General features: G+C 40.1%; 17 protein-coding genes. All 17 read left to right on the top strand.

All coding sequences use genetic code 11. From position 1 onward, the window contains the following. Nucleotides 1–18: 18 nt before the first annotated feature. The 17 genes from menG (at nt 19) to lhaT (ending at nt 15,238) form a co-directional block, all read left to right on the top strand. A complete protein-coding gene (menG, locus tag ACW0TQ_RS05240; protein ID WP_212928181.1) occupies nt 19–726 on the top strand; it encodes a demethylmenaquinone methyltransferase in 708 nt (235 codons plus the stop codon). A 39-nt stretch (nt 727–765) separates the two neighbouring features. Beyond that, entirely contained in the window at nt 766–1,737 is a 972-nt protein-coding gene (hepT, locus tag ACW0TQ_RS05235; RefSeq protein WP_042534152.1) for a heptaprenyl diphosphate synthase component II, read from the top strand. Between the two features lie 96 nt (nt 1,738–1,833). Then, nucleotides 1,834–2,280, top strand: coding sequence for a nucleoside-diphosphate kinase (ndk, locus tag ACW0TQ_RS05230; protein WP_042534150.1), 447 nt, complete (start codon nt 1,834–1,836; stop codon nt 2,278–2,280). A gap of 70 nt (nt 2,281–2,350) precedes the next feature. Beyond that, nucleotides 2,351–3,124, top strand: coding sequence for a CheR family methyltransferase (locus ACW0TQ_RS05225; protein ID WP_042534148.1), 774 nt, complete (start codon nt 2,351–2,353; stop codon nt 3,122–3,124). Between the two features lie 188 nt (nt 3,125–3,312). Next, the gene (gene aroC / locus ACW0TQ_RS05220) at nt 3,313–4,482 is read left to right on the top strand and encodes a chorismate synthase (protein WP_455725404.1); all 1,170 of its coding nucleotides are present in this window, start codon (nt 3,313–3,315) and stop codon (nt 4,480–4,482) included. Further along, nucleotides 4,483–5,559 carry a 3-dehydroquinate synthase gene (gene aroB, locus ACW0TQ_RS05215; RefSeq protein ID WP_256704717.1) on the top strand — a complete coding sequence of 359 codons (1,077 nt, stop codon included), beginning with the start codon at nt 4,483–4,485 and terminating at the stop codon, nt 5,557–5,559. It abuts the gene before it with no gap. Continuing rightward, the gene (gene aroH / locus ACW0TQ_RS05210) at nt 5,556–5,930 is read left to right on the top strand and encodes a chorismate mutase (protein WP_042534142.1); all 375 of its coding nucleotides are present in this window, start codon (nt 5,556–5,558) and stop codon (nt 5,928–5,930) included. Before aroB ends, aroH begins: the two co-directional genes overlap by 4 nt. Nucleotides 5,931–5,933: 3 nt before the next feature. After that, nucleotides 5,934–7,028 carry a histidinol-phosphate transaminase gene (gene hisC, locus ACW0TQ_RS05205; RefSeq protein ID WP_042534140.1) on the top strand — a complete coding sequence of 365 codons (1,095 nt, stop codon included), beginning with the start codon at nt 5,934–5,936 and terminating at the stop codon, nt 7,026–7,028. 13 nt (nt 7,029–7,041) lie between these two features. Continuing rightward, a complete protein-coding gene (locus tag ACW0TQ_RS05200) occupies nt 7,042–8,145 on the top strand; it encodes a prephenate dehydrogenase (RefSeq protein WP_042534138.1) in 1,104 nt (367 codons plus the stop codon). Between the two features lie 19 nt (nt 8,146–8,164). After that, nucleotides 8,165–9,454: a 3-phosphoshikimate 1-carboxyvinyltransferase gene (gene aroA, locus ACW0TQ_RS05195; protein WP_193062178.1), complete on the top strand. Its 1,290-nt coding sequence runs from the start codon at nt 8,165–8,167 to the stop codon at nt 9,452–9,454. Between the two features lie 113 nt (nt 9,455–9,567). Then, a complete protein-coding gene (locus ACW0TQ_RS05190) occupies nt 9,568–10,827 on the top strand; it encodes a tetratricopeptide repeat protein (RefSeq protein WP_042534134.1) in 1,260 nt (419 codons plus the stop codon). Nucleotides 10,828–10,869: 42 nt separating this feature from the next. Continuing rightward, nucleotides 10,870–11,418, top strand: coding sequence for a ReoY family proteolytic degradation factor (locus ACW0TQ_RS05185; protein WP_042534132.1), 549 nt, complete (start codon nt 10,870–10,872; stop codon nt 11,416–11,418). A 557-nt stretch (nt 11,419–11,975) separates the two neighbouring features. After that, nucleotides 11,976–12,434: a DUF2487 family protein gene (locus tag ACW0TQ_RS05180; protein WP_042534130.1), complete on the top strand. Its 459-nt coding sequence runs from the start codon at nt 11,976–11,978 to the stop codon at nt 12,432–12,434. Nucleotides 12,435–12,582: 148 nt separating this feature from the next. After that, nucleotides 12,583–13,095: a QcrA and Rieske domain-containing protein gene (locus ACW0TQ_RS05175; protein WP_042534127.1), complete on the top strand. Its 513-nt coding sequence runs from the start codon at nt 12,583–12,585 to the stop codon at nt 13,093–13,095. 6 nt (nt 13,096–13,101) lie between these two features. After that, nucleotides 13,102–13,776 carry a menaquinol-cytochrome c reductase cytochrome b subunit gene (qcrB, locus tag ACW0TQ_RS05170; RefSeq protein WP_040981375.1) on the top strand — a complete coding sequence of 225 codons (675 nt, stop codon included), beginning with the start codon at nt 13,102–13,104 and terminating at the stop codon, nt 13,774–13,776. A gap of 15 nt (nt 13,777–13,791) precedes the next feature. Then, on the top strand, nt 13,792–14,571 hold the full coding sequence (locus ACW0TQ_RS05165) for a menaquinol-cytochrome c reductase cytochrome b/c subunit (RefSeq protein ID WP_042534122.1): 780 nt from the start codon (nt 13,792–13,794) through the stop codon (nt 14,569–14,571). 88 nt (nt 14,572–14,659) lie between these two features. Beyond that, nucleotides 14,660–15,238: a lipoprotein heptaprenylglyceryl N-acetyltransferase LhaT gene (gene lhaT, locus ACW0TQ_RS05160; protein ID WP_042536273.1), complete on the top strand. Its 579-nt coding sequence runs from the start codon at nt 14,660–14,662 to the stop codon at nt 15,236–15,238. Nucleotides 15,239–15,377 lie beyond the last annotated feature (139 nt).

Here is a 15,377-nt window from a genome sequence, read left to right as displayed (position 1 = left end):
AAGGAAGTGTAATGAATTATGGGTTTTTCATCCAAGGAAGAACGTGTCCATCACGTCTTTGAGAAAATATATGAAAACTACGATTCCATGAACTCGGTAATTTCGTTTAAACAGCATACGCTATGGCGTAAAGATGTTATGAAACGAATGCACGTATCGCCGGGAGACAGTGCATTGGACGTATGCTGCGGTACAGGAGACTGGGCTATTTCCTTAGCGAAAGCTGTCGGAGCTGAAGGAAAGGTCATAGGGCTTGATTTCAGTGAGAACATGCTGTCTATTGCCAGAGAAAAAGGAAAGCAGGAACAGCTGGATGAGATTGAATGGATGCATGGCAATGCGATGGAGCTTCCTTTTGATGACAATCAGTTTGATTACGTAACAATTGGCTTTGGCTTACGAAATGTTCCTGACTATATGGCGGTTTTAAAAGAAATGTACCGGGTGGTTAAGCCGGGAGGAATGGTGGTTTGTCTGGAAACCTCTCAGCCTACACTGATTGGCTACAGGCAGTTATATTATTTTTATTTCCGTTTTATTATGCCGCTTTTTGGAAAAGTATTTGCGAAAAGCTATCAAGAATATTCCTGGCTGCAGGAATCCGCAAAGGATTTTCCAGGGAAGGACAAATTGAAGCAAATGTTCTTTGATGCAGGCTTCAAGCATGTCGATGTCAAAATGTATGCCGGTGGCGGTGCTGCGATGCATATGGGGCATAAATCTTAAAATAAAGAATGAATTTACTAGTAAAATAAGGTGACGTACATGAGACTACCAAAGATTTATGGATTTTTAACAAAAGATATGGACACTATTGAAAAAACATTACAGAAGAGCATTCAGGCTGAACATCCCGTACTTCGAGACGCTTCTACAGCATTATTGAAAGCAGGAGGGAAACGCATTCGTCCTGTTTTTGTTTTGCTTTCATGTCAAATAGGGGATTATGACTTTGAAAAAATACAAAAAGTTGCTGTAACGCTAGAGCTTATTCATATGGCAACGCTTGTTCATGATGACGTGATTGATGAAGCTGAGCTGCGTCGCGGGAAACCGACAACCGCTTCTCAATATGGAAACCGGATTGCAATGTACACAGGCGATTTCATTCTTGCAAGAGCTCTGGAAGAAATAACAAAAATAGATGATCCGAGAATACATACTTTATTATCCAAAACACTTGTTGAAGTATCCATTGGGGAAATTGAACAAATTCAATTTAAATACCAATGGAATCAAAATTTTCGGGACTATCTGCGCCGGATAAAACGGAAAACGGCATTACTGATAGCGTGCAGCTGCAAACTGGGTGCGCTCGTCGGCGGGTTAAGTGAACAGGATGCAAATAAAATGTATCGTTACGGCTATAATGTCGGCATGTCTTATCAAATTATTGACGATATCCTAGATTTTACATCTACTGCAAAAGAACTTGGGAAACCGGCAGGAAATGATTTATTACAGGGTAATATCACGCTCCCTGTTCTATATGCAATGGAGGATCAGGAATTAAGAAATCAATTGGTGACATTGATCAACAGCAATCAGGACATTGATGAAAAAACAATGCAGAAGCTGATTGCCTGCTTAAAAAATACAGATGCTATTCAAAGAAGTTATGCAGTCAGCGACCTTTATCTGCAAAAAGCGTTGAAATCTTTAGATGGCCTGAAATCGTCCAGGGCAAAGAAAAGTTTACAAGATATTGCTACTTTTATTGGAAAAAGGCGTTCCTGATTAAATAAAGATATTGTTATTTGTCTGATAATTTGTTACTATTTTAGAGGCTACATTTTTCATTTATTATAATTACATAGGGGCAGGGTGATTTTAATGGAAAGAACTTTTTTAATGGTAAAACCAGATGGTGTGCAGCGTAACTTAATTGGAGATATTGTTGCACGATTTGAACAAAAGGGGTTTAAATTAGCCGGAGCTAAATTAATGACAATATCTACAGATTTAGCTGAAACACATTATGGCGAGCATAAGGAGCGCCCATTCTTTGGGGAACTGGTTGATTTCATTACTTCCGGACCAGTTTTTGCCATGGTATGGGAAGGCGAAAATGTCGTTGCTTCTGCTCGTACCATGATGGGGAAAACGAATCCATCAGAAGCACTCCCGGGAACAATCCGGGGCGACTACGGCATTAATGTTGGCAAGAATATCATTCATGGTTCGGACTCTTTAGAAAGCGCTTCAAGAGAGATTGACCTCTTTTTTGACGAGAAGGAATTGAATTCTTATAACAAACAACAGGATGCGTGGATTTATTAAACTGAAAGCGTTGTCGAAACCTCCGTTAAATATACGGGGGTTTTTGCGTACAAGCAGAGGAGGTTAACGAATGAAAGATGATTATGATTTAATGAAGCAGAAGGTGCATCAATCACTTAAACTGAATTTGAGCTTATATAAAGAAGCGCAGATGAAACGAAGAATCACGACTTTAAGAGATAAACATGGTTTTAGAAGCTACATAGATTATTTTTCAGCCTGTCAAAAGGATACCAAGTTATTGGAAGAATTCACAGAGAAATTAACTATAAACGTATCGGAATTTTACCGGAATCCAAATCGATGGGATGTTCTGCAAAAAAAGATTATTCCAGAATTAACAAAAAATAAAAGAAAAATTACGATTTGGAGCGCTGCCTGTTCTACTGGGGAAGAGCCATATAGTCTCGCAATGATGCTGGAAGAATACTTTCCGGGTTTACGTTACCAGATTCGTGCTACAGATTTTGATCAGGCTGTTTTAAGCGCAGCAAAACAAGGAAACTATCAAGAGCGTTCTTTAAAAGAACTCCCGGCTGCTCTGAAGAAAAAGTATTTTACATCACAGGGGACCATTTTTCAAGTTGATCCGTCTTTAAGAAAGCATATTCGTTTTGAACGCCATAATCTATTAGAAGATACTTACCCTAGAGATGTAGATCTTATCGTCTGTCGAAATGTATTGATTTATTTTACCGATGAAGCAAAAAATAATATATTCCATCATTTTAATAAAGCATTAACGAAAGGAGGCTGCTTATTCGTCGGCAGTACAGAACAGATATTTAATGCAGAACAGTTTGGTTTTTATTTAGAAGACAGCTTTTTTTATCGGAAACAATAATTTATACTACCCGAAACGGGCTTTTATATGGTATAGTAATTAGAAAACTTTCAACTATTTAAATGGGTAAAGTATATTCGATATTATCTAAAAAATATGACATGTTCATATTGCAAAATGTATGGATAATAACAACGTTTATACGTATCTTATTTTAATAGCTTTATAAAGATAAAGGAGAATGTGTAGTGCGCTACTTAACAGCTGGAGAATCACATGGAAAACAATTAACGACAATTATCGAGGGCCTGCCTTCACAGATGGAATTAAAGGCAGAAGATATTAATGAGAGCCTGCGCAGAAGACAAGGCGGGCATGGCAGAGGCAAGAGAATGCAAATTGAAAAAGATACGGTAGATATTACAAGCGGAGTACGTCACGGATATACATTGGGATCTCCTGTGTCACTGGTGATACATAATGATGATTTTAAGCATTGGACAGATATTATGGGAGCAGATCCGCTGGAGGACGGAGCCAAACTGCGCAGAGTCGTAACAAAACCTCGTCCGGGACATGCAGATTTAAATGGCGGTCTGAAATATGGGCATCGTGATATGCGTAATGTATTAGAACGCTCTTCTGCAAGAGAAACGGGCGCTCGAGTTGCTGCAGGTGCAGTGGCAAAATCACTTTTAGAGCAATTGGGTATCTATGTTACTGGATATGTGAAAGAAATCGCAGGGATTCGGGCAGAAGAAAAAAATGATTTAACAGCGAAAGAACGCGCTGAAATTTCTGGGGATTCTCCTGTAATGGTATTAGATTCTAATGTGGAACAGCCAATGATGGATGCAATAGATGAAGCGAAAAAAGTTGGCGACTCTATCGGCGGTATCTGTGAGGTTTATGTAGAGGGCCTGCCTGCCGGAATCGGTTCTTATGTGCATTATGATCGAAAGCTGGATAGCAAAATTGCAGCGAGTGTTGTCAGCATTAATGCTTTTAAAGGTGTGGAATTTGGAATCGGTTTTGAAGCAGCCCGCTTAAACGGCAGCGAAGTACATGATGAAATCGCATGGAATGAAGAAGATGGATATCATCGGACAACGAATCGTCTTGGCGGTTTGGAAGGCGGAATGAGTACAGGGATGCCAATCATTGTTCGCGGGGTAATGAAGCCTATACCTACATTGATGAAGCGCCCATTACAAAGTGTGGATATTGAATCCAAAGAACCATTTAAAGCAACAGTGGAAAGGTCCGATGCTTGTGCAGTACCGGCAGCTTCTGTGGTGATGGAGCATGTTGTCGCGTTTGAAATTGCAAAAGCCGTCACAGAACAATTTTCAAGTGACCGATTCCCGCAATTAAAACAGGTAATTGATCAGTACAGAGAAGAAATCAGGTGCTTCTAAATGAAACAATTAACAATCCAGTCCAGCCAGCGTAGCTATCCTATTGTGATGGAAGCTGGATTACGGTTTCATGTAAAGAAGTGGTTAAAGAAGGAATACAGCTCTATTTTGGTGATAACAGACGATAAAATAGCTGATAAATATTTACAGGATGTTGTAAGCAGCCTGGAGGGACAACACGTTTATTCTTACATTGTTCCAGCCGGGGAAGCTTCTAAAAACATGGATCAATATTACAAATTGCAGACAAAGGCAATCGAGAGCGGTTTAGATCGTAAATCGCTCATCATTGCTTTGGGCGGCGGTGTTATAGGTGATTTAGGCGGATTTGTTGCTGCAACCTTTATGCGTGGAATCGATTATATTCAAATGCCGACGACTATTTTAGCACATGACAGCAGTGTGGGCGGCAAAGTAGCTATCAATCATGAATCCGGTAAAAATCTGATTGGCTGTTTCTATCCTCCGGCAGCTGTTTTATATGACACAGAAACACTGGCATCTTTACCATACCGTGAAATTCGGAGTGGCTATGCTGAAATTTTAAAAGAAGGATTTATTTCTGATATTCATCTGACAGAAGAATTATTGTCGCTGTCTTTACAGCAGGTTACCACTGCGCAGCTGGAAAATCATTTAGAGGCTGGTATAAAAGTAAAAGCAGCTATCGTAGAAGATGATGAAAGAGAATCTGGTGTCCGGAAATATTTAAACCTCGGTCATACATTGGGACATGCGTTAGAAGCTAGATTGGGGTATGGAACGGTAACTCATGGAGAGGCCGTTGCGAATGGAATGCTATTTGCGCTTCATGTAAGCGAGGATATGTCAGGGGAAGAGCTCCCTTTTCATGAACTGCACCATTGGATGAAAATAAATGAATATCCTGTTATCGACATAGAAGAAAAGCGTATCGCCGAGCTCGTCAAAAGCATGAAGGCAGATAAAAAGTCCGTTTCCGGACATATTCAGATGGTATTACTGAACCAAGTGGGCGAGCCGACTGTCGCAAACTTAGATGATTCCTCTGTGGAGGCTTATATCAGAACATATATAGAGAGGATGAACAAGCTATGACAAGAGGCGTGCGCGGTGCTACAACCGTAGAAAATAACGAAGCAAATGAAATTATTGAACATACCAGGGCACTGGTTCAGGAAATGGCAGAGAAAAATAATATTCAGGCAGAGGACGTTTCCCATGCTTTTATTTCAGTGACAAAGGACGTGAACGCAGCATTCCCTGCGAAAGCCTTACGTGACATTGAGGGATGGAAATATGTCCCAGTTATGTGTATGCAGGAAATCGATGTCCCCGGCAGCCTGCCCAAATGTATTCGAATTATGATGATTGTCAATACCGATAAACAGCAAAAAGAGGTTGAGCATACATTTCAAAGAGAGGCTGTAAAGCTGCGTCCGGATCTTTTAGAAAGAAAGGATAGTTAAGTAATGAGAAGCAAAGAAGTATTAAAACAGCTTAGTCCATATAAACAAGGGAAGCAGACAAAGGATATTCAAGAAGAATTCGGTCTTGATTATATCGTTAAATTGGCTTCTAATGAGAATCCTTATGGATTTTCAGATAAAGTGAAGGAAGTCTTCCAGATAAATGAGCCTGTATTTAATATCTATCCGGACGGCTATACATCTGAACTCCGCTATCTGATCAGCGAAAAATTAAATGTAAGACCGGAATCGCTTATTTTCGGAAGCGGTTCGGAGGAAATTATTCAGATGCTTTGCCGTTCTTATCTTACTGTAGGGGATCAGGTTATTATGGCAACACCGACATTCCCGCAATATAAGCATTATGCTTTAATCGAAGGTGCAGAAATCATAGAGCATCCTGTAAATGAGGATGGAAGTCATCCGCTTGATAAGATGCTTGACTCGGTTCAGGATAATACAAAAATTATCTGGATTTGTACACCGAACAATCCAACAGGCACTGCGCTTTCCAAAGAAGAGCTGGAGGACTTTTTAAATAAATGCCCTTCAGATGTACTTATTGCTTTAGATGAGGCATATGTTGAATTTTTGCAGCCTGAGAAGGATTTAAATGCTCTGAAACTGTTGGATAAATATCCAAACCTGATTGTTTTACGTACATTTTCAAAAGCTTATGGACTGGCAGGACTGCGTATTGGCTATGGAATCGCCGATCCATTGATTGTGGAAACCTTAGATAAGGTCCGTGGTCCGTTTAATACAACGTCTGCAGCACAGCAGGCTGCTGTTATTGCCTTTTCAGACCAGGATTTTATTCAGCATACGTATCAGAAAAATAAAAAAGTATTAAAGCAATTTCAATCCTTTTTAACTTCCATCGGCTGGGATTATTATGAATCAGAAGCGAATTTCTTACTTGTGAAAACACCGGAAAGCGGAATGGATGCTTTTGATTATTTAATCAAGCATGGTTTTATTGTCCGACCTGGAGAATTATTAGGTATTCCAAATACCATTCGTGTTACGATTGGAAAAGAAGAGGATATGAAGGTATTGGAGAACGTACTAAGAGATTATCAAGAACAATTAAATTAGGTAAGGTGAATGTATGAAAAAGCAGCAGGTATTGATAGCTGGACTCGGCCTCATAGGCGGGTCCATTGCTAAAGCGATTAGAAAAGAGTCCGAACATTACATAATCGGTTTTGATGTAAACGAAAATACACTCCATTTTGCTTCGAATCATGGTATCATTGATGAAGCTTTTACCACTTTTGAAGAAGCTGCATTAAAGGCGGATATTATTATTATTTCTGCACCTATTTCAGAGACGATTCAGCTTGTTTCCAGACTGGATGACATTCCTTTCGAAAAAGATGTGATTGTCTCTGATACAGCGTCTGTAAAAGGTTCTGTACTTATTGCTGCAAATGGTTTAAGCAATAAAGCCATCCGTTTTATCGGCGGGCATCCAATGGCGGGCTCCCATAAGAAAGGGATTGAAGCGGCGAAGGAACATTTATTTGAGAATGCCATTTATGTTTTATCCCCTCTTGATAATGCAACTGAGGAGAATGTAGATACATTAAGAGACGTTTTATCTGCAACCAAAAGCAACTTTGTTGTATTGCAATCTGATGAACATGACGAAATGACAGGAGTTATTTCTCACTTTCCGCATCTTATAGCATCATCACTTGTCCATCAGGCGAGAAAATGGGAGAAAAAACACTCCTACCTTCCGAAGCTTGCAGCAGGCGGATTTCGGGATATTACCCGGATTGCCTCCAGTAACCCGGTGATGTGGCAGGATATTTTTTATCACAATCAATCGAAAATGTCTGCCATGCTGGATGATTGGATTGTTGAAATGGAGCAGCTGAAAAAGCTGATTGAAGATAATGAAAAAGAAGAGGTTATTACGTATTTAGACAGCGCCAAAAATTACCGTGATGGATTAAATGAAGGCGGACGCGGTGCAATTCCGGCGTTCTACGATGTTATCGTTGATATTGCAGACCAGCCGGGTGCCATAGCTGAAGTGGCGCTTATTCTGGCAAATGCATCATTAAGTATTAAAAACATTGAAATCCTTGAAGTACGGGAAGGAATTACTGGTGCACTGCGCTTGAGCTTTTACACAAAAGAAGCGCAAGAAGCCGGTCAGAAGATATTAAAACAACGTGGATTTGAAACGATGATCCAATCTTAACGGCAAGGAGGAGAACGTATTGTCGCATGTTCAATTTGAATACACCTCACCAAGATTAGAAGGTGAAGTTATCGTTCCTGGAGATAAGTCGATATCACATCGTTCTATTATTTTCGGGAGTATTTCACATGGAATTACAAAAATATCAAATTTCCTTGACGGGGAGGATTGTCACAGAACGATTGATGCTTTTCGGGAGATGGGAGTACAGATTGAAAAAGAAGGAAGCTCCGTACTCGTTCATGGGAATGGGTTAGAAGGATTAAAAAAGCCTGCTGGAGCATTCGATTTTGGTAATTCAGGAACCACGACCAGATTAATGCTGGGTCTATTATCTGGACTGCCATTTGAAACGAAGATTTTTGGGGATGCTTCTCTTACAAAGCGTCCGATGGATCGTGTGGTTACGCCATTAAGAGAAATGGGTGCTGCAATTCATGGGCAGGAAGATGGAAAATATCTCCCGATTACCGTTCATGGAGGCGCCTTAAAAGGAATTACCTACCGCCTTCCGGTGAAAAGCGCTCAAGTAAAATCAGCTGTTTTATTGGCAGGCTTGGTTGCAGAAGGAGAAACTGTCGTACAAGAAGACACTGAAACAAGAAACCATACAGAAGTTATGCTTCAAGCCTTTGGTGCTGATTTAAAGCAGAAGGAAGAAGGAATTGTCGTTACAAACAAAGGGAAGCTGACAGCTTGTGACGTGGAAGTCCCCGGCGACATTTCCTCAGCTGCTTTCTTTTTAGCTGCCGGAGCAATTGTGCCCGGAAGTACAGTTACGTTAAAGAACGTCGGTTTAAATGCGTCCCGGACGGGCATTTTAGATGTAGTCAAGCAAATGGGGGCAGCTATTACTGTTTCTAATGAGCGCACTACAGGCGGTGAAAAAATTGGTGATTTAACCATTAAATATACTGCCTTAAAAGGGACGACAGTAGAAGGGGAAGTCATCCCCCGCCTGATTGATGAAATTCCAATACTTGCCTTGCTGGCAACACAGGCAGAAGGAAAAACGGTAATCAAGGACGCCGAAGAACTGAAGGTAAAAGAAACAGACCGCATTGAAGCAGTGTGTCAAAATTTAACAACACTGGGAGCAAATATCACACCGACCGAGGACGGAATGATTATTGAAGGACCAACCCGTCTAACAGGCGGCACCATTTCCTCCTATATGGATCACCGGATTGCCATGATGGGTGTTATCGCAGCGCTCGTATCAGAAAGCCCGGTAAAAATGGATGAAAAAGACAGTATCAATATATCGTATCCGACATTTTTTGATGACCTGGAAGCAATTTTGCAATAACATTTTCGTATATTTAAATTCTGGCTACAGTTCTAGTTATTTGAACTGTAGCTATCTTTTTTGTATGATAAATTGGAAGCAAAAGAAACACAAAAAGAGAGGGGTTCTTTTAAATGAACACCATTCAACAAGCAATCGAACTGGCTGAAAAAAATGAAACAGAAAAGGCGTTAGCATTATTAAGTGATTACCAAAAAAACGCAGATGATGATTCTCTGTTTCAAATAGCTGAACTATACCTGCAGTGGGGATTTCTAATTGAATCTAGAACCATCCTCGAACAATTGATTGAAAAATATCCTGAAGAAACGTCGCTGAAGCTTACCTTATCTGATATTTTTATTGAATCCGAAGAAGATGAGCTGGCGATTACGATATTAAATGAAATTCCGGAAGAAGATGAAGGATATGTTCAGGCGTTGATCCAGCTTGCGGATTTATATCAGGCTCAGGGATTATTTGAAGTTTCGGAGCAAAAGCTGTTGGAAGCAAAACATATCGACCCTCAAGAGAGCGTTATTGACTTTGCGCTCGGAGAATTATTCTTTTCTATCGGCGAATACCTAAAGGCTATCAACTACTATGAGCGCGTCTATGCGAAAGCAAAAGAAATAGGGAATGTTGCTATAGAAGACCGGCTTGGAGAAGCATATGCTGCTGCTGGTGAATATGAGAAAGCACTTGAATTTTACAAAGAAGAGGAAGACCCGGAACCGGATAATTTATTTAAATATGGAATCACCGCCCATCAGGCTGATCGTAATGACATCGCTATAAAAGCTTGGGAGCATGTGTTGGAAATCGATCAAGACTATTATGCGGCGTATACCCAGCTTGCCAATGTATATAAGGAACAAGGGACGCTGGAAGAAGCTTATAAAGTTGCGGAACAAGGTTTGGAAAGAGACTCCTATCAAAAAGAACTCTATTTCCTGGCTGGAGATATTGCTCACCAATTAGGGAGAAATGCGGAAAGTGAAGAGTATGTCAGGCAGGCTATCGCTTTAGAGCCGGATTATAAGGAAGCTGTCTTATTTTTGATTGAACTGCTTAAAGCAAGAGAAGCATTTGATGAGATTGTTGAATTAATCCAAAGTATTAAAAACTCTGGTGCAGAGGATGCACTCTATGATTGGGAATTGGCCAAAGCTTATGTTGAAATAGAATCGTTTGGTGATGCATTAAATAGCTACCAGGAAGCATATACTAGTTTACAGCATGACAGCGACTTTTTAAAAGAGTATGGCTATTTCCTGACCGAGGAAGGAAGACTGCAAGAAGCCATTCCAGTCCTGAAAGCATATCTCGGCCAGCAGCCTATTGATGAAGATGTGCGTGAGCATGTGGAACGCTTGGAACAAGATTTATTGTAGGTGACATGTCTAGCTTTTAGAGAGGAGAGAGGGGAGAGCGGAATGCTATCATCTGTAACTGCAAAAGATAAGAAGGACTTCATCCAGTGGTTTTTAAACCATTACCGCTTAAAAAAACGGGAAAGTGTATGGATACTTAATTACTTAGTAAACCATATGGATATTTTAGAACATGTGCATTTTGTTAGAGATGTAAAGTATTGTCCTAGAGGCGTAATGATTTCCAGTCGCTGTTCAGAGAAAATACCATTTCGATTTTACAAAAATCATCTGGTAACAACGGACGCAGAGAAAACTTTTCATGACATCCGGTTAAACAAACAGGAAGCGTTATTTATCCAATTAAATTTTCATCAGGCAAACCAAAGCGCTTATTATGCTGCTGTATTAGAAGAAAACCCATTCTTGCCGGATGATTACTATTTAACAAAAGATGACAAACAGACCACATCTGAATTATTGGATCAGCTCCTGATTAATCAAAAACAGGAACGTTTGCGGGAAGCGATTGATGAGGCTTTAGATTCGGGAAATCATACGAAATTTTTAGAGCTGACAAAAGAGTTAGAGAAACTGCTGAATAAATCATAAAGAGCAAGCTTAAAAACGTATAAATCAAATGATAATGTTTAAAAGCAACCTATATTTTTATGGGTTGTTTTTTTTCGTAACTCAAGTTTCATACATTAAAAAGTAACTTCATTTCCATAGAAACAGGAGTTACGGCGTTCCGTTTTGCTTTCCGACGTCCTGGGGCTGCGATTACTCGTCCCATCGAAAACATTTGTATGTCGGAAAGCGGAGTGGTTGGTTGCAGGAGCTATGGACCATCACCAATTCCAAAAAGGCCGGATATTTAATCAAAAAGTAAGCATGTAATGGAGAACATATTCATCCGGGAATAGCAAGATATATATGCTTATTCTTAGGTGTGAAAATTGAATTTGTAACAAATAGATTAAATATTATTCATCATGGATAGAATAAGAAAGATTGGCAAATAAGCTTGGAATCGCGAAAAAGAGACCGTGTTTGTCATGGCCTGGGCCTGTCTGTCTATCAGTTGTATTTGCTGACAATTTATCCTTTCCTATATGTGTGAAAAATTGTTACAATATAGGCAAGTATTTTGGAAGGGAGGATTGTTTATGAAATGGACAAGGGTTGATTTGCAGAAATATGAACAAGCGAAGGAGTATATTGATACAGTGATTGTACCGTTAGCACCTTTTCAAATTGGTGCTTTAGATGCTACTGCTAAAAATGCAGATCAGTATGAGATTTTAACGCTTTTTGCCAGAGAGCTGGAGAAAGAATTAATGGGCAGAATTATGCTTACTCCGACTTATACATACATCAACTCGGCAGAGAGGTCCGAAGAGGCAGAGCGATTAAATCAGTGGACAGCTCATTTTAACGAACAGCCTTTTAAACAGGTGCTCTATATCAGCTTTGATCCGTCTTGGCGAAAAATAGCCAATGATTTAGAAGGAGAATTTATTTGGCTTCCAACTATTCCTTTAAAAGATGCCGAACCAGCTGCAATAAAAGACATGATAAGAGACCAGACTATGCAAACAGCAGAATTAGTCAAGTCCTTTTGGTAGAGTAAAACAAAATTATCAAAACATTTACAGTTAACCTAGGATATATATTGACCGAACCAATAGTTTACGCTATCATTATTAGTGTCCTAGTAATCTGATTTTATCTTAAAAATGTCCGTGACTATTTGAACACAGAGGGGGGAAAACCATGAGTGATGAAAAACGCGATATATCCCGCAGACAATTTTTAAATTATACGCTTACAGGCGTAGGGGGCTTTATGGCTGCCGGTTTGCTGATATCACCTGTTCGGATGGCAATCGATCCTGTATTGAAGTCCGGTGAAGGCGGAGATTTTGCAAATGTTGGACTAGAAGTTTCTGAAATCACTTCTGATCCACAGCGTGTCGATTGGACTGTCGATCAGGTAGATGGCTGGTATGAATCAGAAGTAAATCAAACAGCCTGGGTATATCGAAATGATGATGACGAAATTGTTGCCTTTTCCCCAGTTTGTAAACATTTAGGTTGTTTTGTTTCTTGGGAAGGAAATGACGACTATCCAGAGGAGTACTTCTGTCCTTGCCACAATGGCCGTTATTACAAGAATGGGGTGAATGTTCCTGGAACACCGCCATTGCAACCGCTTGATGTTTATGAACAGGAAGAAAGGGATGGCATGCTGTTCCTAGGTAATATTAGACCACATGAGGAGGCGTAATAAACAATGTTACAGAAGATTTATGATTGGATCGATGATCGCATTGATATTACGCCAATATGGCGAGATATTGCCGATCACGAGGTTCCAGAGCACGTTAATCCAGCGCATCACTTTTCCGCATTTGTATACTGTTTTGGCGGATTAACATTCTTTGTAGTAGTAATCCAAATTCTTTCCGGTATGTTTTTAACAATGTATTATGTGCCGGATATTGAAAACGCATGGCAATCTGTTTACTACCTGCAGACAGAAGTAGCACATGCTCAAATTGTCCGCGGTATGCATCACTGGGGCGCTAGTGTCGTTGTCGTAATGCTATTATTACATACTTTACGGGTATTTTTCCAAGGGGCATATAAAAAACCTCGTGAGCTTAACTGGATGGTAGGAGTTCTTATCTTCTTTGTTATTCTGGGACTAGGCTTTACAGGCTACCTGCTTCCTTGGGACAACAAAGCGTACTTTGCGACTCAAGTGGGGCTAGAAATCGCGGAACAAGTACCATTTATTGGAGAAGCTCTTAAAACGCTTCTAGCTGGGGATGCTACTATTGTTGGTGCACAAACCCTGACACGTTTCTTTGCAATCCATGTCTTCTTTTTACCGGGAGCATTGTTTGCATTATTAGCAATTCACTTTATCTTAATCCGTAGACAAGGTATTTCCGGACCACTATAAAAAGGAGGGCAACCAATGCATAAGGGTAAAGGTATGAAATTCGTTGGTGATTCTCGGATCACAGCGGAAAGAACATCAAAAGTACCAAAAGATTATTCCGAGTATCCTGGTAGAACAGAAGCTTTTTGGCCCAACTTTTTATTAAAAGAATGGTTGGCCGGAGCAGTTTTCCTTGTAGGGTTTTTATGCTTGGTGTTGGCACACCCATCTCCGCTTGAAGGAATGGCTGATCCGACAGATGCAGCATATATCCCGCTGCCAGACTGGTATTTCTTATTCTTGTATGAATTATTAAAGTATCAATTTGCAAGTGGTAATTGGATTATTCTTGGAATTCTTGTTATTCCGGGAATTGGGTTTGGAGCGCTATTCCTTGCTCCATTCTTGGACAACGGTCCTGGGCGCCGTCCGCGTCACCGTCCAATTGCTGTTGGGATGATGCTTTTAGGACTAGCGTCCGTTATTTGGTTAACGTATACTTCTGCAGCACCAGTTGACTGGGAAGAGCGTGCCGAGCAAAACAAACCAATTCCTCCAGGCGAATCTATTGTTGATGAGAGTCACCCTGGATTTGCAGCGTATGAAACAAGCTGTCTAAGCTGTCATGGCGGAGAATTGGAAGGTGGAGCAGGTCCTGCGTTAGTCGGAGGAAATGAGCACACCAAAGAAGAAATTATGGATATTGCTGTCAATGGTATTGGTTCCATGCCTGCCGATCAGTTCCAAGGAACGGATGAAGAACTGGAACAATTAGCAGATTTTATCATTGAAACCAATGAAGCAGCAGCAGAATAAAGAATAGTCAGAAGCACCTTTGTCCACAATAAGGCAAAGGTGCTTTCTCTATTGATGATAATGACAGAAGGGAGAAATTGAATTGAAAATGCTGTCATACATATTATTAGATAAAAAATTTTTGATCCTGCTTTTCATGATAAATTTCCTGGGGACCATCTATGGTTATTACTGGTATGGATCACAATTAGAAATAACTCCGCCGATATTTATTCCGTTTGTCCCGGACAGTCCGACAGCCAGTCTGTTCTTTACGATTTTCCTGTTGTTTTTTATTTTTGGGAAAAACATACCCTACATCGAGGCATTAGCAATTGTTTCTTTATTTAAATACGGCGTCTGGGCCGTCGTTATGAATTTATTAACCGTGGCAACTGGTGGAAATATTGGCGAAGCAGGCTACATGCTGATTGCATCCCATTTAGGAATGGCTATTCAAGGATTGCTTTATGCACCGTATTACAAAATAAAGCTGCGGCATTTAACACTTGCCGGGATTGTTGTGTTACATAATGATATTATTGATTATGTCTTTGGCCAAATGCCTATTTATTCCGATTTAACAGAGTATATGAATGAAATTGGTTATTTTACATTTTGGTTAAGCGTGGTGTCTGTTCTGCTTGCTTATTACCTGACGGTTCACAAGAAACAACGGCATATATAAGAAGCTTCCTGAAGTTAGAGCCCTCAGAATTTCGGGCAAGATATAGCTATTTCCAAAGTATTTATGTTACTATTTCATCTATTCTTACTAATCAGAAAAACCTGACCGTCATACCAAGTCGCCTCTCATCATAAACTTA

The organism is Oceanobacillus sp. M60 (assembly GCF_053839645.1).
This window is presented reverse-complemented; position numbering and strand designations above follow the sequence as displayed.

Bases quoted from the DNA above. Each gene is read 5' to 3' on its own strand.
- menG (WP_212928181.1), top strand. From the start codon at position 19: ATGGGTTTTTCATCCAAGGAAGAACGTGTCCATCACGTCTTTGAGAAA.
- hepT (WP_042534152.1), top strand. From the start codon at position 766: ATGAGACTACCAAAGATTTATGGATTTTTAACAAAAGATATGGACACT.
- ndk (WP_042534150.1), top strand. From the start codon at position 1,834: ATGGAAAGAACTTTTTTAATGGTAAAACCAGATGGTGTGCAGCGTAAC.
- ACW0TQ_RS05225 (WP_042534148.1), top strand. From the start codon at position 2,351: ATGAAAGATGATTATGATTTAATGAAGCAGAAGGTGCATCAATCACTT.
- aroB (WP_256704717.1), top strand. From the start codon at position 4,483: ATGAAACAATTAACAATCCAGTCCAGCCAGCGTAGCTATCCTATTGTG.
- aroH (WP_042534142.1), top strand. From the start codon at position 5,556: ATGACAAGAGGCGTGCGCGGTGCTACAACCGTAGAAAATAACGAAGCA.
- hisC (WP_042534140.1), top strand. From the start codon at position 5,934: ATGAGAAGCAAAGAAGTATTAAAACAGCTTAGTCCATATAAACAAGGG.
- ACW0TQ_RS05200 (WP_042534138.1), top strand. From the start codon at position 7,042: ATGAAAAAGCAGCAGGTATTGATAGCTGGACTCGGCCTCATAGGCGGG.
- ACW0TQ_RS05190 (WP_042534134.1), top strand. From the start codon at position 9,568: ATGAACACCATTCAACAAGCAATCGAACTGGCTGAAAAAAATGAAACA.
- ACW0TQ_RS05185 (WP_042534132.1), top strand. From the start codon at position 10,870: ATGCTATCATCTGTAACTGCAAAAGATAAGAAGGACTTCATCCAGTGG.
- ACW0TQ_RS05180 (WP_042534130.1), top strand. From the start codon at position 11,976: ATGAAATGGACAAGGGTTGATTTGCAGAAATATGAACAAGCGAAGGAG.
- ACW0TQ_RS05175 (WP_042534127.1), top strand. From the start codon at position 12,583: ATGAGTGATGAAAAACGCGATATATCCCGCAGACAATTTTTAAATTAT.
- qcrB (WP_040981375.1), top strand. From the start codon at position 13,102: ATGTTACAGAAGATTTATGATTGGATCGATGATCGCATTGATATTACG.
- ACW0TQ_RS05165 (WP_042534122.1), top strand. From the start codon at position 13,792: ATGCATAAGGGTAAAGGTATGAAATTCGTTGGTGATTCTCGGATCACA.
- lhaT (WP_042536273.1), top strand. From the start codon at position 14,660: ATGCTGTCATACATATTATTAGATAAAAAATTTTTGATCCTGCTTTTC.